Source organism: Actinoallomurus oryzae (genome assembly GCF_039541955.1).
GTDB classification, from domain to species: domain Bacteria; phylum Actinomycetota; class Actinomycetes; order Streptosporangiales; family Streptosporangiaceae; genus Actinoallomurus; species Actinoallomurus oryzae.
This window is the reverse complement of the sequence record NZ_BAABHF010000025.1, coordinates 267,237-291,999: the sequence shown is the minus strand read 5'-3', so window position 1 is coordinate 291,999 and position 24,763 is coordinate 267,237. Positions and strand designations below refer to the sequence as shown.

Sequence of the window (24,763 nt, the reverse complement as noted above, 5' to 3'; positions counted from 1 at the left end):
GGTGCGCGGACACGAGATCACCGGGTGCCGTCACGAACGCCGGGGGCTTCCCGAACACCGCCAGAACACCAGATAATTCCTTACCGAAAATTAAGATCCGTGCGGATAGGGCGCGTGGCGAGCGGCGTTCGGGTGGCGTACGGCAAGGCGGAGGCGGAGCCGGCCGGGGGCCGACGACAACGCGGCCGGACGCCGCGCGGTGGCGCAGTTCCGATCCGCGTGGGCGCTAAGGAAGGCGCGCGGAAAATGAAGAGGCCCGCGCCGAGAACGGCACGGACCCCAACGGGTGGATGTCTGCGAACTACAGCGGGCGGACCTGGTCCGCCTGCGGGCCGCGGTCGCCTTGGACGACCTCGAACTCCACACGCTGATTGTCCTCGAGCGAACGGAAGCCGGAGGTGGCGATCGCCGAGTAGTGCACGAAGACATCCGGTCCGCCGCCGTCAATGGCGATGAAGCCGAAGCCCTTGTCGGCGTTGAACCACTTCACGGTGCCCTGCGCCATGCCTTACTCCTTGTGGGACAAACAGACCCACACTTCATGGGCCACTTAACGGTTGCTGCGGAAGCGCGTGTGTCCCTGAGAAGCAAACACGCCCGCTAGTCATCGGTCCGCGGGCGTCTGGCAAACGAACGCTGGAACTACGACTACAACCGCTGGGGAGCCTACCAACATCACGGCCCTCTCACACATGGCCGGGCGAAAATCGGCTTTTCGCCGTCTCTCCCCACCCGCGAAACCGGCCGCCCACCAGTCCCGATTTATATATCCGCAAATAGTTTTTTTCACCCCTGGACGACGGCCGCCCGGTCAGGAGCGGAGCTGGGCGGCCCAGGAGGCGTACAGCTCGGCGTACCGGCCCGGCCGCTCGACGAGCTCCGCGTGCGGCCCCCGCTGCACGATGCGGCCCCGGTCGAACACGATCACCTCGTCGGCGGCCTCGGCCGTGGACAGCCGGTGGGCGATGGAGATGGCGGTACGGCCGCGGGTGATGCCCTCCAGCGCCCGCTGGAGCCGTACCTCCGTGGCCGGGTCGACGGCGGAGGTCGCCTCGTCGAGCACCAGCAGGTCGGGATCGGCGAGGTAGGCGCGGGCCAGGGCGACGAGCTGCCGTTCACCGGCCGACAGCGACTCCCCGCGCTGGCCGACCGCGCTGCCGAGCCCGTCGGGCAGGCCCTCCAGCCAGTCGGCCAGGCCGAGCTCGGTGAGGGCGAGCAGGACGTCCTCGTCGGTGGCGCCGGGGCGCCCGTACCGGATGTTGTCGGCGAGCGTGGCGTCGAACAGGTATCCGTCCTGCGGCACCATCACGATCCGCTCGCGCAGCGAGGAGAACCGCACCTCCGGCAGTGGCACGCCGTCGATGCTCACCCGGCCCGACGTGGGGTCCATCAGGCGGGTCAGAAGTTTGGCGAAGGTCGTCTTGCCGGAGCCCGTCTCGCCCACGATCGCGACTCTCGCCCGCGGCGCGATGTGCGCGGACACCTCGTGCAGCACCGTGGGGCCGCCCGGATAGGCGAAGGAGACGTCCTCGAAGGCCACCTCGATCGCGCCGCGCGGCAGCTCGACGCCGTCCTCGCCGGGGTCGGCCACGTCCGGCTCGGTGTCGAGGACGTCGAGGACGCGCCGCCAGCCGGCGATGGCGTTCTGCGCGTCGGTGAGCACCTCGGTGGCCACCTGCATGGGGCTGACGAAGAGCGTGACGAGGAACAGGAAGGCGACGAGACGGCCGGCGGTCAGGTGGCCGCCGACGCCCATCGCGGTGCCGCCCACGACCACGGCGGCGGTCGCGAGCGCGGCGACCAGCTCGGTGGAGGGGAACGTCGCGGCGACGAGCGTCTGGGCCCGGGTCTGGGCGTCGCGGTAGGCGTCGACGGACGCGTCGATGCGGCGGGCGGTGCGGTCCTCCGCCCCGTACGCGCGGATCACCGGGGCGCCGACGACCGACTCGCCGACGGCCGACAGCATCTCGCCGACCCGCTCGCGCACGACGCCGTACGCCCGCGACAGCCAGCGCTGGAAGTACCGCAGCGCGACCGCCAGCGGCAGGAACACCGCCCACACGAGCAGCGCCAGCGGCCAGGAGTAGATCAGCATGAGGACGCTGGCCACCACGAGCTGCCCGCCCGCGATGATGATCATCAGTCCGCCGTACTGCATGAACTGGCTGATCTGGTCGACGTCGGTGGTCACCCGGGAGACCAGGCCGCCGCGCCGCTCCGCGCTCTGGGTCAGCGTCGACAGATCGTGGACGTGCCGGAACGCGCGGACGCGCAGGGCCGCCAGGCCGCTCTCGCTGGTCCGGTAGAGGCGGACGTTCATCCGGTACGCCGCGAGCGCGGTGACGAGGACGGCGGCGCCGCAGATCAGCACGGCGGTGCGGATGAAGCCGATGTCCGGGCCGCCGGGCGAGGTCAGCCCGCGGTCGAGCGTCTGCTGGACGGCCACCGGGACGACGATGCGTCCCACGGTGGCGACGAGCGCGAGCGCCAGCGTCACGCCGATCCCCCGGTGGAACTCCGGGGTCAGGCGCAGGCCGGTACGCAGCGTGGCCAGGCCGGAGACCGTTCCCGTCTCGATGCCGGGTCCGCCCCGGCGGTGCGCCGTCGTCTCGGCGTCGTCGGCCCCGGTATCCGTCACCGTCACGGCGCCTCCTCCGCCTCACCCCACGAAAACGCTCCGCAAGCTCCGCGTTTCCGCGGGGGCCCCAGGCCCGGGGGCGTGACGACCGTGCTGTGCTTGCCGGTTCCCTCGCTTCGCTCGCTCACGCGGGTACCCCTTCGCTCTCGTCGTCCTCGTCCCGCTCGTAGGCGGTCACGAGGTTGCGGTAGCCCTCGGAGCGTTCGAGCAGCTCCGTGTGCGGGCCCTGTCCGGCGACCCGGCCGCGTTCGAGGTAGATGACCTCGTCGGCGAGCTCGATCGTCGCCTTGCGGTACGCCACGACGACCACGGTCGCCTCCGAGTCGCGCAGGCCGCTGAGGATGCGCGCCTCGACCTGCGGGTCCACGCTGGAGGTGGCGTCGTCGAGGATCAGCAGGCGGGGCCGGCGTACGAGGGCGCGGGCCAGGGCCAGCCGCTGCCGCTGCCCGCCGGACAGGGTCGCGCCGCGCTCCCCCACCCGCGTGTCGAGGCCGTCCTCCATCGCCGAGACGAAGCCGTCGGCCTGGGCCAGCCGGAGCGCCTCCCACACGTCCGCGTCGGGGACGTCGAGGCCGAGCGTGACGTTGCCGCGCACCGTGTCGTCGAACAGGTAGGTCTGCTGCGGGACCACCGCGGTCGTACGGGCGAGGCCTCCGCGCTCCACGTCGCGCACGTCGACGCCGTCGAGGAGCACGTCGCCGCTCGCCGGGTCGACGAGCCGTACGAGCAGGTTCGTGAGGGTGGACTTGCCCGAGCCGGTCGGGCCGACCAGGGCGATCGTGTGGCCCGGCTCGGCGGTGAAGGCCACGTCGTGCAGGACGTCGCCGTCGGTGTAGCCGAACCGGATGGCGCGCACCTCGAGACGCGCCGGGCCCTCGCCGGTCAGCCTCCGGTCGCCGTACGGGAGCTCACCGGTGGCGTCCAGGACGCCGCGGACGCGGTCCCAGCCGACCACGCTGCGCGGCACCTCGGCGAGCACCCAGCCGAGCGCGCGGATCGGGAAGGCCAGCAGCGTGAACAGGTACGCCACGTGCACCAGGTCGCCGGCGTTCATGTCGCCGGCGCGCAGGCGGATCGAGCCGACGAGCAGGACGGCGAGGACGCCGAGGTTGGGCAGCGCCTCCAGGACCGGGTCGAACAGGCCCCGCACGCGCCCGACCGCCACGTTGGCGTCGCGCAGCTCGCCGGCGACCACGGCGAACCGCTCGGTCTCGGCGGCCTCGCGGCCGAGGGTCTTGACGACGAGGGCGCCGTCGAAGCTCTCGTGCGCGACCTCGCTGACCTCCGCGCGCAGCTGCTGGGCCCGTGCCGCGATCGGCGCGAGGCGCCGCTGGTAGACGACGTTGAGCCCGGCGATCGCGGGGAAGACGAGGAAGCCGACGACGGCGACCATGACGTCGGTGGCGAGGATCTCGATCGCAGCGATGAGGAGCATGAGGACGACGCCGGTGGCCATCGGCAACGGCGCGATCGGCGCCCAGGCGGCCTCCACGTCGGCGTTGGCGTTGGACAGCAGCTGCCCGGTGGGGTGGCGGTGGTGCCAGGCGAGCGGCAGGCGGAGGTACTGGCGGGTGACCGCGCGGCGGTAGGTCGCCTGCATGTTGTACTGCATCATCCCGGCGAACAGGCGCCGGCCGGCGACGCCGAGGGCCTTCAGCGCGGCCACGCCGGTGATGGCGAGGGCCCCGAGCGTCAGCGCTCCGGCGGTGGTGTGGCCGCGTTCGAAGGCCGGCAGGACGACGTTCTCGGTGACGCGGCCGAGGACCCAGGCGCTGGCGACGGTCATCGCGGCGTACAGGCCGCTGAAGACGACGGCGAGGACGAAGAGAAGGGGCTCGGCCCGGATGGCGACTCCCAGCACCCGCATCCCCTTGCGCAGGATGTCGGATGTCACCTTTTGCGGCATCAAATCCCCTCTCACGGCTGGTAACGGGGCCGATAAGACCTATCACGCGAAACGGCTCGGTTATTCCGCTGCCGGACGACGGGGCTTACGATCACGAGGGTGGCGAACCAGAACTGGGCACGCGCCGAGCGCGAGGCGCTGTGCGACCTGCTGGCCGAGACCGGCCCGGACGCCCCGACGCTCTGCGAGGGCTGGACCACCGGTGATCTGGCGGCCCACCTGCTGTTGCGCGAACGCCGCCCGGACGCGGCGCCGGGCATCATGGTGCCGCTGCTGGCCGGGTACACCGCGCGGGTCCAGCGGCGGATCACCGCCGAGACGCCCTTCCCCCGGCTGGTCGCCCTGCTCCGCCAGGGGCCGCCGGCCTGGTCGCCGATGGGGCTGCCAGGGGTCGAGGGCGCGGCCAACACGGTGGAGTTCTTCATCCACCACGAGGACGTACGCCGGGCGCGGCCCGGGTGGGAGCCCCGTGAGCTGCCCGCCGCCCTGGAGGACCAGCTGTGGCGCCGGCTGTCGGTGGGCCGGTTCCTCCTGCGGCGGGTCCCGGTTCAGGTCACCCTGGCCGAGCCGGAGGGGCGCACGCAGCGCCTGACCAAGAACGGCAAGCAGGCCCGCGTCCGCGGCCTGCCGAGCGAGCTGACGCTGTGGACGGCGGGCCGCGGGAAGGTCGCGCGGGTCGAGCTGACCGGCGAGGCCGAGGCCGTGAACGTGCTGTCGCAGTCGCGCTGGCGGATGTGACCGGCACCCGCGTGAGCGGTCCCGTGAACGGGGCACCACATAACCCGTGAACGGGGCACCACATCAACGGCCCCCGTGAGCAGCACCCACGCGAGCAGCCCCGTGACCGTGTCCCCGTGACCGGCCCGGCGCGGCGGGCCGGTCACGGGCCGGTCATGAGCCTCCTTCGTCGGAGGGAGTGACCACGGGCGCGTGCCTTTTGATTCCCTCGCTTCGCTCGGTCATGCGGCGACGGCCTCGCGGTCGGGTTCCGGCGCCGCCGACGGCTGCGGGGAGCGCACCAGCAGCAGGACGATGACACCAGCGGCCAGGCCCAGCCCGGCCGAGACCGCATAGACCGTGTCCAGGCCGGAGGCGGCGGCGGAACGCACGATCGGCAGGTGCGGCGCCCGCCCGCCGCCGACCGCACCGGCCATGCCGTGCGGGTCGGGCACGTGACCGGTGAGGACGTGCTCGACGCGCGCCCGCATGAGCACGCCCAGCACCGCGACGCCGAGGGCGTACCCGAGCTGGCGAGCGGTGTTCAGCGCGCCTCCGGCCATGCCGCCGCGCTCGTGCGGGGCCGCCGCCATCGCCGCCGACGACAGCGACGGGATCGCCATGCCCACGCCGACGCCACCGACGATCAGGCCCGGCGTGATCGCGGTCCAGGTGGATCCGGCCGACAGCACGCCCTGCAGGCCCGCCCCGGCGCCGATCAGCAGCAGGCCGATCCCGATGGTCAGGCGCGGCGGGACGCGGTGCAGGACCCGCGCGCCGGCGGCGGAGACGACGAACGACGTCGCCGCCATGGGCACCACGGCCAGCCCGGCCTTCACCGGCCCGAGCCCCAGGACGGCCTGGAGCCAGACCGAGGTGAAGGCCAGGCAGGCGAACGCCGAGGCCATCAGCAGCGCGCCGCCGAGCATGATCGCGCTGAAGGAGGGGCTGCGGAACAGCGCCAGGTCCAGCAGCGGACGGCGGGCGCTGCGCTCGACGGCGACGAAGACGACCAGGGCCACGGCGGCCAGGCCGAACATCAGCAGCGGGACCGCGGCGCCGAACCCGTCGCCGCCCGCGCGGATCAGCCCGTAGGTCAGCGCGCCCGCGCAGACCGTGAACGAGCACAGGCCCGCCACGTCCGGCCGCGCGCCGGGCGTGCGTCCGGTCTCCCGGACGCAGGCGAGCGTGAGGGCGATGGTCACGGCGGTGACCGGCAGGTTGACCAGGAAGATCGCCCGCCAGCTCACGTGTTCGGTGAGCAGGCCGCCGAGGATCGGACCGCCGGCCGCGGCGACGCCGTTGACCGCACCCCACACGCCGAAGGCCACGCCGCGGTCCCGGCCGTGGTAGGTGCTGCCGAGCAGCGCCAGCGTGGTCGTGAACATCGCCGCGCCGCCGACGCCCTGCAGGCCGCGGGCGGCGATGAGGGTCGCGGCGTTCGGGGCGAGACCGCAGGCCAGCGAGGCCGCGGCGAAGAGGACGAGCCCGGCCACGTACACGCGCCGCCGGCCCAGCAGGTCGGCGAGGGCGCCCGCGCCGAGCAGCAGCGCGGCGAGCGAGAGGGCGTAGATGTCGAGCACCCATTGCAGGCCGGAGAAGGAGGCCTTCAGGCCCCGGGCCATCTGCGGCAGCGCGACCGTGACGATCGTGACGTCCACGAGCAGCATGAACGCCCCCAGGCAGACCGCCACCAGGGGCAACCACTTGCGCATCGGTGTTCCTTTCCTCCGTCGGGGCTCCCACGATCCCGGCTTACGGCGTTCTTCCATAGCCAACTGACGTCCCGCGGCTGATTCCGACGCGAGATAGGCTGTCGCGGTGGAATCCGTCATATTGGATGAGCTCGATCGGTGCCTGGTGCACGCTCTGGCGATCGACGGGCGGGCGCCCTTCGGCCGCATCGCCGAGGTGCTCGGCGTCTCCGACCAGACCATCGCGCGCCGCTACCGGCGGCTGCGCACCGCCGACGTGCTGCGCGTCGTCGGCTCGGTGGACGCCCCGCGCCTCGGCTACACCTCATGGGCGATCCGGATGCGGTGCGCCCCGGACGCCGCCGGGCCGATCGGCGCCGCGCTGGCCCGGCGTACGGACACGTTCTGGGTTCATGTGCTGTCCGGTGGCACGGAGATCACGTGCGGCACGCTGACGCGCACCGCGGAGGAGCGCCGCGCGCTGCTGCTGCAGCGGCTGCCGCGCACCGGCCGGGTGTCGTCGGTCACCGCGCACTCGCAGCTCCACCTGTTCGTGGGCGGCCGGACGAGCTGGCCCGGCATCGCCGGCGCGCTGTCGGCGGAACAGGCCGAACGGCTACGGCCCGATCCCCTGCCGGCCCCGGACGACGGGCCGGTGATCCTCGACGACGGCGACCGGGCCCTGCTCTCCGCGCTGGCCTTGGACGGGCGTACCGGCCACGCCGAGCTGGCCGCCGTCACGGGGTGGTCGGAGTCGACCGTCCGGCGGCGCATGGACCGGCTCGTCACCAGCGGGGCGCTGTTCTACGACGTCGACATCCCGGCGGAGGCATTCGGCTACCACGTCGAGGCACGGCTGTGGATGTCGGTACGGCCGGCCGAGCTCGCCGCGGTGGGCCGGGCGCTCGCCGGTCATCTCGAGGTCACCTTCGCCACCGCGACGACCGGCCCGACGAACCTCATGGCGGGCGTCGTCTGCCGCGACGACCAGGCGCTCTACCGCTACCTGACCGAACGGATCGGCGCTCTGGAGGGGGTGGAGCGGCTGGAGACGGCGCCGGTGGTCCGTACGGTCAAGCGGGCGGGGACGGTCCTGAAGCCGTAATTTGCTTGCCCGTTTTGTAGTCGGGTGCGCATCCTGCGATCGTGACAGACATCGTCCTTCATCCAGCGGAATCGCTGCACGGCCGCCTGCAGCGCGGGCGGGGCTGCGCGGCACGCCGCGCCGCCGGCACACCCGGTACGGGCGAGCTCGTCTACGACTGCGTCTTCCACGATCCCCGGTGGGATACGCTCGAGGACCGCGGCCTGTACTACGCGCGGCTGATATGTGATCTCGAACTCGGCCTCGGCCCCCTCGTCGCCCACCTGTTCGATCCGGTGGACCACGACGACCCCGACGAGGACCGGACCAACCTGACCGTCGACGTCCTCGCCCGGCTGGTGCGGCTCGGCCGGCTGGAGGCGGCCGTGCCCCTGCGCCGGTACGCCCGCGAGGGCGGCAACTGGTACGCCGCGCTCGCCGAACTCGTCGAGCTGGACGACCCGACGCTGGCCGAAGGGCTGGACGAGGTCGCCGCGGCCCGGTGCGACGACCACGAACTGGCCTGGCTGTGCGGCGTCGACGGGGCGGTGACGCGAAAATGGGCCGCGCGCCACCCGCGCATCGCCGCCGCCCGCAGGCCCGACGTACGCCCGCACGAGCCACGGGCCGCGCTGTCCGGGCGTACCGACGACGACCTGGCCGCCCTCGCCCGCGGGCACGGCGAGGAGGTGACCGCGGCCATCCTCGAACTCGGCCGCCGCCGCAGCCCGCTCGTCCTGGACCTGGCCGAGGAACTCCTGCCGGGCGGCGCCCACGACGGCCCGCTGTGTCGGGCCGTACGCGACCTGGGCGCCCGCGCGCTCCCCCGGGCCCGCGAGTGGACCGCCGAGTGTCGCTCCTACCAGGACGTCGGCATCGACGTGCTCGCCGCGCACGGCACGGACCGGGACGTGCCGCCGCTGCTGGAGGCGCTGGAGACCTGCCTCGCCGACGAGGACTGGGACCTGGCCGCCGTACCCGCCGACGGGCTCGGCCGGCTGCGGTCACGCCGGGCGATCCCGCCGCTGCTGCACGCCTGGGAACACAGCGCGAGCTCGGGCCTGCGCGTCCACGTCCTCGGCGCGCTCACCGCGATCGACCCGCACATCGCCGAGCCGTACCTGCTGGAGGCCCTGTGGGACTGCGAGGACGGCGCGCGCCGGATCGCCGCCGGGGCCGTGCCTCTCGAGGGCGAGGCGCGGGACCGGCTGCGGCGCCTGCGGCATGAGGACGCCGAGGAGCCGTGCGTACGGTCCGCGGCGGCCGGCCGCCTGGTCGGCGGCCGGCGCTGAACCCGCGCGGACAGGGGCACGCGTAGCGAGCGGCGTTCGGGTGGTGCCTGGCGGACCGAGCCGGCCTGGGCTTGCGGTCAGGCGCCGCCTGAACGCCGCGCGGCAGCGCGGTCCCTGTCCGCGCGGGCTACGGGCGGTTCCTATCCGCGCGCGGTCTTGAGCTCGGACAGGCGCATCGCGAGCGTGCGGCGCACCGCGGAGTTGTGGCCGGCGACCGTCAGCAAAGTGTTGCGGATCGCGCGGGCGGCGGCGTTGTTCACGGTGGCGGCGCGGGTCATCCGGTCGGTCATGGCGACCACGTCCTCCGCGACCGGGCGGCGCACCGCCTCATAGCCGTCCTCGGTGCCGTCGAGGAGGCGCCGGGCGAGCTCGGCGGCGTCCTGGATGCCGGTGTTCATGCCCTGGCCGCCGGCCGGGCTGTGCACGTGCGCCGCATCGCCGGCGAGGATGATCCGCCCCTCGCGGTAGCGGTCGGCGATCCGGTGGTGGACGTGGAACCGCGAGGTCCACAGCACCTCCCGTACGCGCGCCGGGTCGGTGCGCGGGCCGCGGGCGTCCAGGAGCGCCTGCACGTCCTCCAGGCCGGGGTTCTCCGGCGCCTCGTCGACGGTCGCGACGAACCGGTGCCGGCCGCCCGGCATCGGCGCGACGACGACGAGCCCCTCCGCGCCGAAGAAGAGCTGGACCTCGTCGCCGGGGAGGGCCCAGTCCAGGCGCGTGTCGGCGAGCACGAACGTCTGTTCGTAGCTGCCCCCGGCGAAACCGATGCCGGCCTGCTCGCGGACCACGCTGTGCATGCCGTCGGTGCCGACAACGTGACGGGCGCGGATCCGCTCCCCGGTGGCGGTCGTGACCGTGGCGCCGGTGTCGTCCTGGGTGACCGAGACCACCTCGTGCGGCCGGTGCACCTGGCCGCCGAGGGCGTGCAGCCGGGCGAGCAGCACCTGCTCGGTGACGTTCTGCGGGATCATCAGCGTGTACGGGTACGCGGTGGGCAGCCCGTCGAAGGGCACGGTCAGCAGCACGCGGTCCCGGTCGCGGACGGTGAAGACCGGCGTGATCAGCCCGCGGGCGACCAGCTCCCCGGTGACGTCCAGCCCTTGCAGGACCTCCAGTGTGCGGGCGTGCACGACGGCGGCGCGCGAGGTGTTCGCGCCCTCGGCGACCCGGTCGAGCAGGACCACGTCGCCGCCTGCCTGGGCGAGGAACGCGGCGAGCGTGAGCCCGGTGGGGCCGGCGCCGACGACCACGACGTCGGCGGTGGCGGGAAGCTTCGACATCTCGACTCGACCTCCTAAGGCCAACCGTTGGTGGCCAACGCTTGTTGGCATTGACTGTACGCCTGGTCCCGGCGTTTGCCAACACGTGTTGGCCTACACTTGTGGCATGGCCTTCACCCAGCGCTCGGAGGACACCCGCAACGCGATCCTCACCGCCGCACGCCGCCGCTTCGCCGCGGACGGCTACGAACGCGCCACGATCCGCGCGATCGCGGCCGACGCGGGCATCGACCCGTCGATGGTGATGCGCTACTACGGTTCGAAGGACGGCCTGTTCGCCGCGGCCGTCGACGTCGACCTGGAGGTGCCCGCCGTCGGCGACCTGCCGCCCGAACGCCGCGCCGAGGTCCTCGTACGGCATTTCCTCTCGATGTGGGAGGGCGAGCGCTCCAGCGGTGTGCTCACCGTGCTGCTGCGCTCGGCCATCACCAACGAGGCCGCCGCCGAGCGCATGCGCGCCGTCTTCGCCACCCAGGTCGGCACGACGCTCGGCCCGCCGACGGAGGAGGGCCCGGTGCGCGCGGCGCTCGTCGCCACCCAGCTGCTGGGCGTCGCCCTGTGCCGCTACATCCTCCGGCTGCCCCAGATCGTCGCCCTGGACACCGAGGAGCTCGTCGCCTCGCTCGCGCCCACCGTCGAGCGGTACCTCACCGGACCGCTGTAGTGATCACTGAAGGTCGATGACGACCTTGATCTCTTCCCCGCCCTGCTCGAACGCCTCCTGGGCCCGCTCCAGCGGGATCCGGCGGGTGACCAGGCCGGACAGCCACGCGTGGTCGGCCTGCCCCAGGGCGCTCACGGCCTGCCGGTAGTGGCGGTGGTTGGCGTTCACCGTGCCGAAGACCACGTCGTTCTGCAGCACGATGTCGCGGTTGAGCGAGCCCGCGTCGACCTCCACCGGCCGCCCGGTCGGCGACACGCCGGTGAGGCAGACCACGCCCGCCGCCGCGTTGTTGGCCATGGCGTCGAGCACCAGCCGCGGGACTCCGGTGGCCTCGATGACGATGTCCGGCTCGGCCTTCGCCGCGGCCTCCGGGATCGACCCCGTGTGGTACGTCGCGCCGAGTGCGGACACCAGCTCCGGTTTGGGCCCGCGCTCCACCCGGTCCAGGACGTGGACGTCCAGGCCGCGCTGGGAGCCCAGCAGCGCGGCGAGCAGCCCGATCGGCCCCGCGCCGGCGACGAGCACCGAGCGCGGCTCGAACCAGGCGCGCCGCCCGATGTGCTCGATGTGCTCCCACGCCTTGGCCACCACCGTGGTCGGCTCGACCAGCATCCCGACGTCTTCCAGCGACGGGTCGAGGCGTACGGCGTAGTCGGCCTCGACGGTCCACCGTTCCGAGCCGTAGCCGTGGATCTCCTTGATGCCGTGCTCGCTGTACCGGCCGTTGCGGCACATGTCGAACTCACCGTGCGCGCACGCGCCGCAGGGCACCGGGTCGGGCCGCCGTACGACGCCGACGACCAGGTCTCCGGGGGCGAATCCGCTCCCGGCGGGCGCCTCACGGACCCGGCCGAGCGACTCGTGGCCGAGGATGAGACGCTCCTCGCCCGCCGGCGCCCAGCCGTACTGCCCGCCGGCGATCTCCCGGTCGGTACCGCACACGCCGAGCGCGAGCCCGTCGACGAGCAGCTCGCCCTCCCCCGCCACCGGGTCGGGCACCTCCGCCACGGCGAGCGAACCGGCCTGGTGCGGCACGATGGTCAGAGCACGCATGATGATCCCCTCCGCGCTTCATCATCCCGAACCGCCGAACCTAACGCCCACGGGGTACCCGGGATGGCCGACTTGGGAGATTCGTGACTCTGCTCGGCGAGCGTCCCGGCGCCGGGCCGTCAGTCGGTCGCGGGTGAGCCCAGCACTCTGGCGGTGAAGTCCGCCAGCCGGGCCCGCATCCTCTCCCGGGGCACACCTTCCCGGCCGGCCAGATGTTCGACGAGGTCGGCTCGGACGGCGGCGAGCAGCGCGTGGGCGGTGAAGTCGCCGTCGGCCGGCTCGGGAATCCGCTCCAGCACACCCCGGAGCAGGCCGTGCCACCGCTCGTAATGCCCGGCCTGGTAAGGGCTGCCGCCTGCGGTTCCCTCCAGGGCCAGCGCGAGGGGACGGTTGTCGAGCTTGAAGCACAGGAGGGCGTCGAGCAGGGCGGGCACGCGCTGAAGCGGCGGGGTGGCGGGCCCCAGGGGCGGGGGACCCGCTTCGACGGCGTCCATGATTGGTTCCAGCCGCGCCTCGTACAGTGCGCGAATCAACCCGGTGCGGTCGCCGAAGGCGCGGAAGAGCGTCCCCTTGCCGACGCCGGCCGCCGCCGCGACGTCGGCCATGGTGACGTCCTCCGGACTCTCGCAGCGGGCGAAGAGGGCGTCGGCGGCCGCGAGGACGGCCGTCCGGTTACGAACGGCGTCCTTGCGGGGTTTGCGCTCGGGCACGAGATTCCTCCGGTTGCAATGCGGACCCCGGGTCCGTATCGTGCAAGTTCCGGACCCAGGGTCCGGATATTACGAGATGGAGGATACCCGTGTCCGCACACACCTCTCCCGCCGATCTGTACCGCCACGGTTTGCGACTGCTGCTGGCCAAGGACATCCCCGGCTGGGTCGGCCTGTGGGCCGAGGACGGGGTCATGGAGTTCCCCTTCGCCCCGCGGGGCTGGCCCGAGCGTCTGGCGGGCAAGGAGGCCATCGCCGCCTACATGCGCGACTACCCTGACCACATCGACCTGCACGACTTCCCTGACCTGCGAATCCACCAGACCACCGACCCACGGACCATCGTGGTCGAGATGCGCGGCGTCGGCCGCCTGGTGCAGACCGGCGATCCCTTCGACATGACCTACATCGCCGTCGTGACCGTCCAAGGCGGACGCATCACCTTCTACCGCGACTACTGGAACCCCCTCGCCGTCCTGCGGCCCGGCGCCGACTTCGCCGGGAGCACCCGATGACCGTCACCGGCACCACTCTGGTCATCGGCGCGACGGGCACCACCGGCAGCCGCGTCGCCGCGCGGCTGACCGCCGCCGGCCACCGGGTCAGGGCGGCCGGCCGTCGCGCCGCCCCGGTCCCCGGCGCCGAACCGGTCCGCTTCGACTGGTACGAGCCCGCCACTCATCTCGACGCCCTCGACGGAGTCGACCGCGTCTACCTCATACCGCCCCTGGGCGACTCCGACCCGGCGGCGGTCATGCTGCCCTTCCTCCGGCGGGCCCGCATCGCCGGAGTACGCCGCGCGGTGCTCCTCAGCTCCTCGGCCATACCCGAGGGCGGCCCGGCGGTCGGCAGGGTGCACCAGGCCCTGCCCGGCCTGTTCGAGCAGTGGGCGGTGCTGCGGCCGTCCTGGTTCATGCAGAACTTCACCGGTACGCACGCCCACGCCCTCAGCATCCGCGAGGAAGGCGTCATCTGGACCGCCACCGGGAGCGGTCGTGTCGGCTTCGTCGACGCCGAGGACATCGCGGCCGTCGCCGTCCACGCCCTGACCGACGACCATGCCCCCGGAACCGACCTCGTCCTCACCGGACCGGAGGCGCTGAGCCACGACGACATCGCCACGGTCATCACCGAGGTCACCGGCCGGCCCGTGATCCATCGCCGGCTGTCGCCTGAGCGGATGCGCGATCGGCTCGCGGCGCACGTCCCGCCGGAGTTCGCCGCGATGCTGGCCGGCATGGACCGCGCCATCGCCGAGGGGGCCGAGGACCGCACCACCGACGTCGTCCAGCGCCTCACCGGCCGGCCGCCGCGCGGCTTCCGCGCGGTCGCCGAACGAGAGATGACACGAAGCGGATGAGGCGTGCCACCGGCTCATGCCTTGGCGCGGATCTCGGTGGCCGTCTGGCCGAACTCCCGCCTCAGGGCACGGCTCAGGTGGGCGGCGTCGCGCAGGCCCCACCGGGCGGCGATCGCCCGGTCGGTGCGGGTGACCATGGCCGGGTCCCGCAGATCCCGGCGGACGCGGGCCAGACGCTCGTACCTGACCCACGCGGCGAAGGCGATGCCCCGCCGCCGGAACAGTTCGTGCAGGTGACGCGGGGAGATGGCGAACCGGCGGGCGACGGACTCCACGCACAGCTCCGGATCGCCCAGGTCGGCGAGCACGTGGGCGCGGATCCGGTCGAACAGGTCGGTCGTCGCCCCGGCGCGTTCGGTCGTCGCCCCGGCGCGTTCGGTCGTGGTCTCGACGCGTTCGGTCGTGGTCTCGGCGACGGCCGTGACGAGCATGCAGACCAGCGCGTCCGCCAGGTGCTCGCCGGCCGTGCCGGGCAGGTCGTCGAGGTGATCGGCCAGCCTGGACAGGAAGGCGGCCAGGACCGCGCGCGTCCCGGACTCGCACGGCTGCGGCCTCCCCACGGTGCGCCGGACGAGGCCGGCGCCCGCGCCCAGCATGGTCCCGGGCAGGGCGACGACCACGACGTCACGAGCGTCGATGACCGCGGGGTCGTAGGGCCGGTCGTGGTCGAAGACGACGAGGTCGCCCGGCTTCGCCCGGGGTCTGTGCTCGTCTCGTCCGGCCTCCGCCAGGCCGGCGTGGTACAGCGCCGCCGTGAGCAGGTCACGGTCGACGGCGCCGATCCGGCGCACCTCGTCGGCCACCAGGCGTGGCAGGCCACGAACACGGGCGACGGTCACCCTGCCGGCCCGCATCGTGACCACCTCCGCCCGCGCCTTCGCATCCGCGGGCGTGGCCGCGCTCGTACGTGCCAAGGCCGATGACACTCGCGACTCCTTGATCTTCCGGCGCTCCAGGCGGAGGACGACAAGGGATCATCATGGGCGGGTGCGGGCGTACCGACATCGGTAGTACTACCGAGTCCGATACCGATCCGAACCTTCGCCGCGACACCGCCTGCCGCCGGCGGTCCGCCTGCCGCCCGGCTCACCGTCCTGGCGAAGGCCGGGCTTCAGCGCCCGCCCGGAGATCGCGCTCGGAGCAACGCCGCTGAGCCGCCTCCGGCCCAGCGGCGACCGGCAGTTCGAGAACCAGACGAGTAGTCCCGTTGTCCGAGCCGTCGCGCGGGTTCGATGTCGAGTGCGTCCGTGGTCGGGCCGGGGCCGTGCGCCGGGGTGCTGCCGGAGGCCGACGTAAGTTGACTGATCCATGTCGAGCGCCGGCCTCCCGGCGTCCGTCAGTGAATGGAGGAGCCGGCCGTCCCGCCAAGCCGGCGGATCTCCTCCAGCGGGTAGGGGGTCTGCCTGCTCTGGCGCTGGAACTTGCGGTTGAAGTCGGACATCACTGCGGCGATCGGCGCGTGCCGGGCGAGGATCGCCGCGGCCTCCTCGGGGATTCCTGTGGGGCGCTTGCCCTCCGCGTAGGCGCGCACCAGCGCGTAGCGGCCCTCACTCTGGCATCCGTACAGAGCGGTGACCAGCCAGTTCACCAGATACGTGACGGTGTAGCAGCGGTCGTAGGTCTGGTGCCGGTCGAAGAAGCCGGCCTCGTCCTGCGACAGCTCGAACCCGGAGGAAATGGCGAGGCCATAGTCCGCGAAGTAGAGGCGCCGGCCGTCGGTCAGGATGTTCGCAAAGTGCGCGTCGAAGTGAAGGAGCCCGCGGTCGTTCATGAATGAGGTGCCGACCGCCAGTTCCCTCTCCACCATGGCGCAGGCCCGGTTGGCGGTTTGGTCTCCCGCGGCGACCTGCGTGCCCAGCCACTGGTGCAGGTTCTGCGGAATGTACTCCAGGAACAGCGCGACGCTCGCCGAGGACTGCTGGAGAGCCCGGATCCGGCGGCGCACCTGCGATCCGCCGCCCCAGTAGGCGACGGCCCGTTCGATGTCGGCCAGTTCTTCGGGCAGGGGCGTGGAGTCCGGCAGCACCCGCCAGTGGTACATCAGGGGGAAGCCCTCATGCTCCGCCGCGAGCACCCAGTTCGTCGTCATGGTGTGCACGGCGAGCTCTCTCCAGGCCCCGAAGCCCGGCCCGCCAATGGTGCCGATGCCGTACTGGCAGAAGACGGGCAGATCGAACAGATTCGCCGTGGACCGGACGTGCTCAGGTTGCCTCTCCGGATCGGTGAGGGGCACCCGCTTCACGAAGACGGGGGTTCCGGCGACCTCCAGCAGGCCCGACTTCCCGCCGATGCCGGATCCGATCGGCACGGCCGCGTCCACGAGTTCGCGCAGGGCACGATCACTGCGCAAGGCCAGGGATGTGGAGACGGCGCTGTGGGCGGTCAGACGCGCACCGCGCGACATGTCAGGGCACTTCGCCGCGACCTCCACCTGGGTGCCGACCTCGATTCTGCAATGGCTACGCAGTCCCGCCGAGCGTAACGACGCCGGCTCTGCGGTTCGGCCGCCGGAGCGGGCAGAGGGCCTTGGCCAACTCGACGATCGGCGTCACCCGCTCGCTGATCGCCTATGACCACTACTGCGCGGCGCCCAGGCGGCGCTCGCTACGGACGGGGACTCTGAGGCACGACCTACACGGACACGGCGGGCCGCTGACGTGAGCGCCTGGCCAGTACGGTCAGGTGGACGGCGTGCGCCGCGCCGAGCACCGTCGCGCAGATGACCAGGACGAGGCCGACGGTGCCCCCGTCGCTCAGGTGCGGCTTGGGAGTGTCGGTCCCCGGCTTGGTGATGAGCAGCAACACGATCAGCGCGGCGACGACGGCGATCGCCGACGGCAGCCCGGCGGACCGCGGCGGCGCGAACGTGGCGACGGCGAGCATCGCGACCAGCCCGAACAACAACGCCATGCCGATGACCGCCGGGCCTCCCCCGGGCCGGCGCGCCATGTCGAACACCGTCCCGTACGTATCCCGGACGGTGGCCGCACCGTCGTTGAACGTCACGTCGTCGAAGAGCGGCAGGAACGCGAGCGCCAGCGCCCCTAACGCCATCACCGGGTAGAACCTGGCGTAACGGTCGGCCACCGCGTACCCGTCCTGGACGGAGCGCACGTCCTCCGTCATTCCTCGGGGTGTCATCGCACTCTCCTCGCGGGGGATGGTGAGGAGCACACTAGGCCTCCGGGCCGCCTCGGGCGACCGCGTCATGCCGATCGGCGGTGGACCGGTGCCACGGGCTCGTCCCGCCCGGACGGCCGGATCGATCTCTCAGCCGGCCGGTGCTTCGGCGGCCTCCGCCTCCAGGGCGGTCGGCGCCTCGGACGGCTCCGGGGTCTCCCGCTCGCCGGCCGGGTGGACGTCCCGGAGCAGGGTCGCCACGGTCACGGCGACCGCGACCAACAGAAGCGCGCTGACGGTCGCGGCCATGTGCATGCCGCTCATGAACGCCTCGCGGGCGGAGGTGAGCAGTCCGGCGCCGACGCGGCCGGGCAGGTGGGCGGCCGCGGTGGTCGCGCCCGCCAGCGTGTCGTGGGCCGCCCGCGCGGCGCCGGCCGGAACGCCCGCCGGGACGGAGACGCGGGCCCGGTAGACGGCCGTGCCGAGGCTGCCCAGCGCCGCGATGCCCAGGGCGAACCCGAACTCGCCGCTCGTCTCGTTCAGCGCACCCGCCGAGCTCGCCCTCTCCAGCGGCGCCGAGCCGATCACCAGGTCCGTGCCCAGCGTCACCATCGGGCCGGCACCGAGGTTGGTGATCGCGAAACCCAGCATGACCGCGGCGAGGCCGGACGCCGCGCCGGCCTGGGCGATCAGCAGCAGGCCGCACACGGACACGCCCATGCCGCCGCCGATGAGGTACGCGGGCCGGACCCAGCGCGTGAGGTGCGGTGACACCAGGAAGCTCACCAGCGAGCCGCCCACGCCGGGCAGCATGCACAGCCCGGCCGTCAGCGGCGTGAGCCCGTGCACGAGCTGGAAGTACTGGGCGATGAACATCATCATCGCGCCCATGAGCATGGTGCCGAACATCATGCTGCCGAGCGCCGCCCCGAACGCGCGGCGGGCGAACAGGCGCACGTCCAGCAGCGGGTCCTCCAGCCGGCACTGGCGCCGTACGAACACCCAGCCGAAGACCGCACCCGCCACGACGGAGGCGGCCGGGACGGCGTGCCAGCCGCTGCGGGCCAGCTCCTTCAGGCCGTACACCAGGGGCAGGATCGCGGCCAGGGACAGGCCCACGCTGGGCAGGTCGATCCGCCCGGCCCCGGCGTCGCGGAACTCCGGCAGCAGCACCGGGCCGAGCACGAGCAGCAGCACCATCGCGGGCACGCCGACCAGGAACACCGACCCCCACCAGAAGTGGTCCAGCATGACCCCGGCGACGAGCGGGCCCAGGGCCGCGCCGGACATGAAGCAGGCCATCCACACGCTGATCGCCACCGCCCGGCGGCGCGGGTCGGTGAACATGTTGCCGATCAGGCCGAGCGTCGAGGGCGCCAGCGTCGCCCCCGCGACGCCGAGCAGCGCGCGTGCGGCGATGAGCATCGCGGCGCTGGTGGAGTAGGCGGCGAGCACCGAGGCGGCGCCGAACCCGGCGGCCCCGATGAGCAGCAGCCTCCGGCGCCCGATCCGGTCGCCCAGCGTGCCCATGGTGATCAGGAAGCCGGCCACCATGAAGCCGTAGACATCCATGATCCACAACTGCGCGGTGCTACCGGCGTGCAGGTCGGTGCTCAGGCGCGGCAGCGCGAGCAGCAGCACGAACACGTCGATGGAGACGAGAAGGGTGGGCAGCGCGAGAACGGCCAGCGCGATCCACTCCCGCCTCCCGGCGGTGGTGTTCATCGTGAGGACTCCCGAACGATCCGGCGCCCCGGTTGGGCGCTTTCACGAGGAAGTCGGAGCCCGCCCGGGAGTCTCGACACGTCCCGGTAGGGAATTTCAGCGGACCGGGTGGCCCGCCTGCCGCAGGGAGTCCTTGACGTCGGAGATCTTCAGCTCGCCGAAGTGGAAGACGCTCGCGGCCAGGACCGCGTCCGCGCCCGCCGCGATCGCCGGGGCGAAGTGCGCGACCGCGCCCGCTCCCCCGCTGGCGATCACCGGCACGCTCACGACGGAGCGTACGGCCCGGAGCATCTCCAGGTCGAAGCCGGCCTTGGTGCCGTCGGCGTCCATGGAGTTGAGCAGGATCTCCCCGACGCCGAGCTCCTCGCCGCGCCGGGCCCACTCGACGGCGTCGATCCCGGTGCCGCGCCGCCCTCCGTGCGTGGTCACCTCGAAACCGTCGCCGGAGCGGCGGGCGTCCACCGACAGCACGATGCACTGCGAGCCGAACCGGTGCGCGGCCTCGCGCAGGAACTCCGGCCGGGCGATGGCGGCGGTGTTGACCGACACCTTGTCCGCGCCGGCCCGCAGCAGCCGGTCGATGTCGTCCACGGTGCGGATGCCGCCGCCGACCGTCAGCGGGATGAACACCTGCTCGGCGGTACGGCGGACCACGTCGTAGGTGGTTTCGCGCTCGCCGCTGGAGGCGGTGATGTCGAGGAAGGTCAGCTCGTCGGCGCCCTCGGCGTCATAGCGGCGGGCCAGCTCGACCGGGTCGCCCGCGTCCCGCAGGTTCTCGAAGTTGACGCCCTTGACCACGCGCCCGGCGTCCACGTCCAGGCACGGGATCACGCGTACCGCGACACTCATCCCGCCACCGCCGCGAGGGCCTCCTGGAGCGTGAACGCTCCGGCGTACAGCGCCTTGCCGACGATGGCGCCCTCCACCCCGTCCGGGACGAGCCCGGCCAGCGCCCGCAGGTCGTCGAGCGAGGAGACCCCGCCGGAGGCGACCACGGGCTTGTCGGTACGGCCGCAGACCTCGCGCAGCAGGTCGGTGTTGGGGCCGCGCAGGGTGCCGTCCTTGGTGACGTCGGTGACGACGTAGCGGGGGCAGCCGTCGGCCTCCAGCCGGTCGAGCACCTCCCACAGGTCGCCGCCCTCGCGGGTCCAGCCGCGCGCCGCGAGCGTCGTGCCGCGCACGTCGAGGCCGACCGCGATCCGGTCGCCGTGCTCGGCGATGATCTTGCGGCACCACGCGGGGTTCTCCAGCGCGGCGGTGCCGATGTTGACGCGCGCGCAGCCGGTGGCGAGCGCGGCGGCGAGCGACTCGTCGTCGCGGATGCCGCCGGACAGCTCGACCTTCACCTCCAGCTTGCCGGTCACCTCGGCGAGCAGCGCGTGGTTCGAGCCGCGCCCGAACGCGGCGTCCAGGTCGACGAGATGGATCCACTCGGCGCCTGCGCTCTGCCAGGCCAGCGCGGCGTCGAGGGGCTCCCCGTACGACGTCTCGGTGCCGGCCTCCCCCTGGACGAGGCGCACCGCCTGCCCGTCGGCGACGTCGACGGCGGGCAACAGGACAAGCGACATATCTACGACCTCCGGTCGAAGGCGAGCGTGATGAAAACCGGGACCAGGAACACCGACAGCACGAACACGGCCAGGCGCGCGGTCCACGATGAGAGTGACATCCAGGCCAGCACCTGGACGAGCAGGAACGCCACCGCGACGATGGCGTTCTGCTCACGGCGACGGCGCGCGAGCAGCCCGCCGGGCCGCCCGGAGCGCCGCGGCAGCAGGCGGGAGATCCGGGCGACGCGCGCCCGGCGACGCGCCCGGCGGGCGTTGCGACGGTCGTTCTCCGCCGCCGCCCGGGCACGCTCGGCCTCCAGCGCGGCCCGCCGTCGCTGGCGCTCCTTGCTCATGACAGTGTCGAGAGCCAGTTCTTGAGCACCTCGGCTCCGGCGTCGCCGGACTTCTCCGGGTGGAACTGCGTCGCGCACAGCGGGCCGTTCTCCACCGCCGCGACGAAGCGCTCCCCGTGCTCGGCCCAGGTCACCAGCGGCGCCTCGAACCGGCCCGGCTCCATCTCCCAGTGCCGGGCGGCGTAGGAGTGCACGAAGTAGAACCGCGTGCCGGCGTCCAGGCCCCGGAACAGCACCGAGCCCGCGGGCACCTCGACGGTGTTCCAGCCCATGTGCGGCAGGATCGGCGCGTTCAGCCGCTCCACCGCACCGGGCCACTCGGCGCAGCCGTCGGTGGTGATGCCGTGCTCGACGCCCTTCTCGAACAGGATCTGCATGCCGACGCAGATGCCCAGCACCGGGCGGCCGCCCGCGAGCCGGCGGCCGATGATCTGCTCGCCGCGGACCCCGCGCAGGCCGTTCATGCACGCGGCGAACGCGCCCACGCCGGGCACGACCAGCCCGTCGGCCTCCAGGGCGGTGTCGAAGTCGGCGGTGACGGTCACCTCCGGGCCGAGCCGGGCGATCGCCCGCTCGGCCGACCGCAGGTTCCCCGACCCGTAGTCCAGCACGGCGATCTTCGGAGACATCAGAGCGCGCCCTTGGTGGACGGGATGCCGTGCGCCCGCGGGTCGTGCGCGCACGCGTCACGCAGGGCCCGGGCCAGCGCCTTGAACTGCGCCTCCACGATGTGATGCGCGTTGCGCCCGTACGGCACGTGGATGTGCAGGCAGACCGCGGCGTTGAAGACGAACGCCTCGAAGATGTGCCGGGTCATGGTCGTGTCGTAGTCGGGCCCGATCATCGGCGCGATGCCCTCGGGCTCGGTGTGCACGAGGTACGGGCGGCCGGACAGGTCGACGGTGACCTGCGCGAGCGTCTCGTCCAGCGGCACGCTCGCGTTGGCGAACCGCTGGATGCCCGACTTGTCGCCCAGCGCCTCGCGGAACGCCTGGCCCAGCGCGATCGCAGTGTCCTCGATCGTGTGGTGGCTGTCGATGTGCAGGTCACCGGCGGTCTTGACGGTCAGGTCGAACGATCCGTGCTTGCCGAGCTGGGCCAGCATGTGGTCGAAGAACCCCACCCCGGTGGCCACGTCGACCTGGCCCGTGCCGTCGAGGTCGATCTCGACGCTGACCTGGGTCTCCTTGGTCCCCCGCTCGATCCGGCCGGTGCGTTTCCGCTCGCTCAAAGACTCTCCTTCAGGGCGGTACGGAACGCCGCCATCTCCTCGGGGGTGCCCACGCTCACGCGCAGCCACTCCGGCGGGCCGACCTCGCGGATCAGCACGCCACGATCAAGAATGCCCTGCCAGACCCGGTGCCGATCGGGGAACCGGCCGAACAGGACGAAGTTCGCGTCGGAGTCGGCCACCGTGAGGCCTTCTCCGCGCAGCCAGGCGACCAGGGCGTCGCGCTCGTCCCGCAGCGCCCGGACCGCGCTCAGGAGTTCCTCCTGGTGGGCGATCGCCGTGCGCGCGACCGCCTGGGTGACCGCCGACAGGTGGTACGGCAGGCGGACGAGCAGCAGTGCGTCGACCACGGCCGGGTCGGCGGCGAGGTAGCCGACCCGCGTGCCGGCCATCGCGAACGCCTTGCTCATCGTGCGGGTCACGATCAGCCGCGGGTTGCCGGGCAGCAGCGACAGCGCGCTCGGCGTGCCCTCGCGCCGGAACTCGGCGTACGCCTCGTCCACGACGACCATGCCCGGCGCGACGCGCAGGACCGCCTCGATCGCCTCCAGCGACAGCGCCGTGCCGGTCGGATTGTTCGGCGAGGTGAGGAACACGATGTCGGGCCGGTGCTCCTCGACCGCGGCGACCGCGCGCTCGGCCTCCAGCCCGAAGTCCTCGTCGCGGTGGGCGTTGATCCACCGGGTGCCGCTCACGGCGGTGATGATCGGATGCATGGAGTACGACGGCTCGAAGCCGAGCGCCGAGCGCTCCGGGCCGCCGAACGCCTGCAGGATCTGCTGGATGATCTCGTTGGAGCCGTTCGCCGCCCACACCTGCCGCCCGGTGACGCCGTACCCGAGGTAGTCGGCCAGGTCCTTGCGCAGCTCGACGGCGTCGCGGTCGGGGTAGCGGTTGAGGCCCCCGGCGATGTCCGCGATCGCCTCCGACAGGGCCGCGACCAGGCGCGGCGACGGCGGGTAGGGGTTCTCGTTGGTGTTGAGCCGGACCGGCACGTCGAGCTGGGGCGCGCCGTACGGCTCCTGCCCGCGCAGGTCGTCGCGGAGCGGAAGGTCGCTCAGCGAGATGGTGCTGTCGGTCACTCGGGGATCCCCCACTCGAACCTCGCTTTAAGGGCGGCCCCGTGGGCCGGCAGGTCCTCGGCCTCGGCCAGGGTGACGACCCGGCGGGTCGCCTCGGCCAGGGCCGCCTCGTCGTAGTCGACGACGTGGATGCCGCGCAGGAAGGTCTGCACGGACAGCCCGCCGGAATGGCACGCGCAGCCGCCGGTCGGCAGCACGTGGTTGGAGCCGGCCAGGTAGTCGCCGAGCGACACCGGCGCGTGCGCGCCGACGAAGATCGCGCCGGCGTTGCGCACCCGGGCGGCGACGGCGGCGGCGTCCGCGGTCTGGATCTCCAGGTGCTCGGCGGCGTAGGCGTCGACGACCTTCAGCCCGGCCGCGACGTCGTCCACGAGCACGATGCCGGACTGCCGCCCGGCGAGCGCCGCGGTGATGCGCTCGGTGTGTTTGGTGCGGGCGACCTGGTCGGCGAGCTCACGCTTGACCGCGTCGGCGAGCTCGGTGGAGTCGGTCACCAGCACGGAGGCGGCCAGGGTGTCGTGCTCGGCCTGGCTGATCAGGTCGGCGGCGACCAGCACCGGGTCGGCGGTGGCGTCGGCGAGGATCGCGATCTCGGTCGGGCCGGCCTCGGAGTCGATGCCGATCACGCCCTTGAGCAGCCGCTTCGCCGCCGCCACGTAGATGTTGCCCGGCCCGGTGACCAGGTCGGCCGGGCGGCACTCCTCGGTGCCGTAGGCGAACATCGCGATCGCCTGCGCGCCGCCCACGGCGTACACCTCGTCGACACCGAGCAGCGCGCACGCCGCAAGGATCACCGGGTGCGGCAGCCCGCCGAACTCACGCTGCGCGGGCGAGGTCACCGCGAGCGAGCCGACACCGGCCTCCTGCGCGGGCACGACGTTCATGACCACGCTGGAGGGGTAGACGGCCTGGCCGCCCGGGACGTACAGCCCGACCCGCTCGACCGGCACCCACCGCTCGGTGACCGTGCCTCCGGGCACGACCTGGGTGGTGACGTCGGCGCGCCGCTGGTCGCGGTGGACGAGGCGGGCCCGGCGGATGCACTCCTCGAGCGCGTCGCGCACGCCCGGGGTGAGATCGTCGAGGGCGCGGCCGATCGCCTCCGCGGGCACCCGCGCGGACGCCAGGGCGACGCCGTCGAAGCGCTCGGTGTAGTCCCGCACCGCCGCGGCTCCGCGATGTCGAACGTCGTCGCAGATCGGCCGGACCTTCTCCAGGGCGGCCTCGACGTCGAGCTCGGCTCGCGGCAGCACGGAGCGCAGGTCGCCGGGGAGGGACCCGCGCAGATCGATACGGGATATCAC

General features: G+C 72.9%; 24 protein-coding genes. 6 read left to right on the top strand and 18 right to left on the bottom strand.

All coding sequences use genetic code 11. The annotated features are described in order from the left end of the window. Window positions 1-301: 301 nt before the first annotated feature. The 3 genes from ABEA10_RS25010 to ABEA10_RS25000 all read right to left on the bottom strand — a co-directional run bounded on the left by ABEA10_RS25010 (window position 302) and on the right by ABEA10_RS25000 (window position 4,544). Complete coding sequence (locus ABEA10_RS25010) at window positions 302-505, bottom strand: cold-shock protein (RefSeq protein ID WP_285566422.1); 204 nt, start codon at window positions 503-505, stop codon at window positions 302-304. A 306-nt stretch (window positions 506-811) separates the two neighbouring features. Beyond that, on the bottom strand, window positions 812-2,644 hold the full coding sequence (locus ABEA10_RS25005; RefSeq protein WP_425550957.1) for an ABC transporter ATP-binding protein: 1,833 nt from the start codon (window positions 2,642-2,644) through the stop codon (window positions 812-814). Window positions 2,645-2,762: 118 nt separating this feature from the next. After that, window positions 2,763-4,544, bottom strand: coding sequence for an ABC transporter ATP-binding protein (locus tag ABEA10_RS25000; RefSeq protein ID WP_345467993.1), 1,782 nt, complete (start codon window positions 4,542-4,544; stop codon window positions 2,763-2,765). Window positions 4,545-4,643: 99 nt separating this feature from the next. Here ABEA10_RS25000 and ABEA10_RS24995 point away from each other — a divergent pair, with 99 nt between their 5' ends. Continuing rightward, window positions 4,644-5,282, top strand: a complete 639-nt coding sequence (locus ABEA10_RS24995) for a TIGR03085 family metal-binding protein (RefSeq protein WP_345467991.1) — start codon at window positions 4,644-4,646, stop codon at window positions 5,280-5,282. A gap of 221 nt (window positions 5,283-5,503) precedes the next feature. Here the strand turns inward: ABEA10_RS24995 and ABEA10_RS24990 are convergent, their stop codons facing one another. After that, window positions 5,504-6,976, bottom strand: coding sequence for an MFS transporter (locus ABEA10_RS24990; protein ID WP_345467988.1), 1,473 nt, complete (start codon window positions 6,974-6,976; stop codon window positions 5,504-5,506). A 106-nt stretch (window positions 6,977-7,082) separates the two neighbouring features. Here ABEA10_RS24990 and ABEA10_RS24985 point away from each other — a divergent pair, with 106 nt between their 5' ends. Beyond that, window positions 7,083-8,060: an Lrp/AsnC family transcriptional regulator gene (locus ABEA10_RS24985; protein ID WP_345467986.1), complete on the top strand. Its 978-nt coding sequence runs from the start codon at window positions 7,083-7,085 to the stop codon at window positions 8,058-8,060. 41 nt (window positions 8,061-8,101) lie between these two features. Then, window positions 8,102-9,331, top strand: coding sequence for a HEAT repeat domain-containing protein (locus ABEA10_RS24980; RefSeq protein ID WP_345467984.1), 1,230 nt, complete (start codon window positions 8,102-8,104; stop codon window positions 9,329-9,331). A gap of 140 nt (window positions 9,332-9,471) precedes the next feature. On the opposite strand, the gene ABEA10_RS24975 is transcribed toward ABEA10_RS24980, so the two are convergent. Further along, window positions 9,472-10,611: an FAD-dependent oxidoreductase gene (locus ABEA10_RS24975; RefSeq protein WP_345467982.1), complete on the bottom strand. Its 1,140-nt coding sequence runs from the start codon at window positions 10,609-10,611 to the stop codon at window positions 9,472-9,474. Between the two features lie 106 nt (window positions 10,612-10,717). On the opposite strand from ABEA10_RS24975, the gene ABEA10_RS24970 reads away from it, so the two are divergent. Then, window positions 10,718-11,275 carry a TetR/AcrR family transcriptional regulator gene (locus ABEA10_RS24970; RefSeq protein WP_345467980.1) on the top strand — a complete coding sequence of 186 codons (558 nt, stop codon included), beginning with the start codon at window positions 10,718-10,720 and terminating at the stop codon, window positions 11,273-11,275. Between the two features lie 3 nt (window positions 11,276-11,278). Here the strand turns inward: ABEA10_RS24970 and ABEA10_RS24965 are convergent, their stop codons facing one another. Both ABEA10_RS24965 and ABEA10_RS24960 read right to left on the bottom strand, forming a co-directional pair. Beyond that, a complete protein-coding gene (locus ABEA10_RS24965; RefSeq protein WP_345467978.1) occupies window positions 11,279-12,328 on the bottom strand; it encodes a glucose 1-dehydrogenase in 1,050 nt (349 codons plus the stop codon). A gap of 119 nt (window positions 12,329-12,447) precedes the next feature. Then, the gene (locus tag ABEA10_RS24960; protein WP_345467976.1) at window positions 12,448-13,038 is read right to left on the bottom strand and encodes a TetR/AcrR family transcriptional regulator; all 591 of its coding nucleotides are present in this window, start codon (window positions 13,036-13,038) and stop codon (window positions 12,448-12,450) included. A gap of 89 nt (window positions 13,039-13,127) precedes the next feature. On the opposite strand from ABEA10_RS24960, the gene ABEA10_RS24955 reads away from it, so the two are divergent. Both ABEA10_RS24955 and ABEA10_RS24950 read left to right on the top strand, forming a co-directional pair. Then, window positions 13,128-13,553 carry a nuclear transport factor 2 family protein gene (locus tag ABEA10_RS24955; RefSeq protein ID WP_345467974.1) on the top strand — a complete coding sequence of 142 codons (426 nt, stop codon included), beginning with the start codon at window positions 13,128-13,130 and terminating at the stop codon, window positions 13,551-13,553. Beyond that, window positions 13,550-14,398, top strand: a complete 849-nt coding sequence (locus ABEA10_RS24950; protein WP_345467971.1) for an NAD(P)H-binding protein — start codon at window positions 13,550-13,552, stop codon at window positions 14,396-14,398. Before ABEA10_RS24955 ends, ABEA10_RS24950 begins: the two co-directional genes overlap by 4 nt. Before the next feature lie 14 nt (window positions 14,399-14,412). Here the strand turns inward: ABEA10_RS24950 and ABEA10_RS24945 are convergent, their stop codons facing one another. From ABEA10_RS24945 to hisD, 11 genes are all read right to left on the bottom strand, one after another. Beyond that, the gene (locus ABEA10_RS24945; protein WP_345467968.1) at window positions 14,413-15,324 is read right to left on the bottom strand and encodes a helix-turn-helix transcriptional regulator; all 912 of its coding nucleotides are present in this window, start codon (window positions 15,322-15,324) and stop codon (window positions 14,413-14,415) included. 410 nt (window positions 15,325-15,734) lie between these two features. After that, the gene (locus tag ABEA10_RS24940; RefSeq protein ID WP_345467965.1) at window positions 15,735-16,748 is read right to left on the bottom strand and encodes a protein kinase family protein; all 1,014 of its coding nucleotides are present in this window, start codon (window positions 16,746-16,748) and stop codon (window positions 15,735-15,737) included. 281 nt (window positions 16,749-17,029) lie between these two features. Beyond that, window positions 17,030-17,539: a hypothetical protein gene (locus ABEA10_RS24935; RefSeq protein ID WP_345467963.1), complete on the bottom strand. Its 510-nt coding sequence runs from the start codon at window positions 17,537-17,539 to the stop codon at window positions 17,030-17,032. A 129-nt stretch (window positions 17,540-17,668) separates the two neighbouring features. Beyond that, window positions 17,669-19,243, bottom strand: coding sequence for an MFS transporter (locus tag ABEA10_RS24930; RefSeq protein WP_345467962.1), 1,575 nt, complete (start codon window positions 19,241-19,243; stop codon window positions 17,669-17,671). Between the two features lie 96 nt (window positions 19,244-19,339). Then, complete coding sequence (hisF, locus tag ABEA10_RS24925) at window positions 19,340-20,092, bottom strand: imidazole glycerol phosphate synthase subunit HisF (RefSeq protein WP_345467960.1); 753 nt, start codon at window positions 20,090-20,092, stop codon at window positions 19,340-19,342. Then, complete coding sequence (gene priA / locus ABEA10_RS24920; protein ID WP_345467958.1) at window positions 20,089-20,811, bottom strand: bifunctional 1-(5-phosphoribosyl)-5-((5-phosphoribosylamino)methylideneamino)imidazole-4-carboxamide isomerase/phosphoribosylanthranilate isomerase PriA; 723 nt, start codon at window positions 20,809-20,811, stop codon at window positions 20,089-20,091. Before priA ends, hisF begins: the two co-directional genes overlap by 4 nt. 2 nt (window positions 20,812-20,813) lie before the next feature. Continuing rightward, entirely contained in the window at window positions 20,814-21,146 is a 333-nt protein-coding gene (locus ABEA10_RS24915) for a hypothetical protein (protein WP_345467956.1), read from the bottom strand. Further along, the gene (hisH, locus tag ABEA10_RS24910) at window positions 21,143-21,775 is read right to left on the bottom strand and encodes an imidazole glycerol phosphate synthase subunit HisH (protein ID WP_345467954.1); all 633 of its coding nucleotides are present in this window, start codon (window positions 21,773-21,775) and stop codon (window positions 21,143-21,145) included. The genes ABEA10_RS24915 and hisH overlap by 4 nt, the downstream gene beginning before the upstream one ends. Continuing rightward, window positions 21,775-22,377 (bottom strand): imidazoleglycerol-phosphate dehydratase HisB, encoded by a 603-nt coding sequence (gene hisB / locus ABEA10_RS24905; protein WP_345467952.1) that lies wholly within the window; start codon window positions 22,375-22,377, stop codon window positions 21,775-21,777. The genes hisH and hisB overlap by 1 nt, the downstream gene beginning before the upstream one ends. Next, on the bottom strand, window positions 22,374-23,459 hold the full coding sequence (locus tag ABEA10_RS24900; protein ID WP_345467950.1) for a histidinol-phosphate transaminase: 1,086 nt from the start codon (window positions 23,457-23,459) through the stop codon (window positions 22,374-22,376). The genes hisB and ABEA10_RS24900 overlap by 4 nt, the downstream gene beginning before the upstream one ends. Beyond that, window positions 23,456-24,763 (bottom strand): histidinol dehydrogenase, encoded by a 1,308-nt coding sequence (gene hisD, locus ABEA10_RS24895; protein ID WP_345467948.1) that lies wholly within the window; start codon window positions 24,761-24,763, stop codon window positions 23,456-23,458. Before hisD ends, ABEA10_RS24900 begins: the two co-directional genes overlap by 4 nt.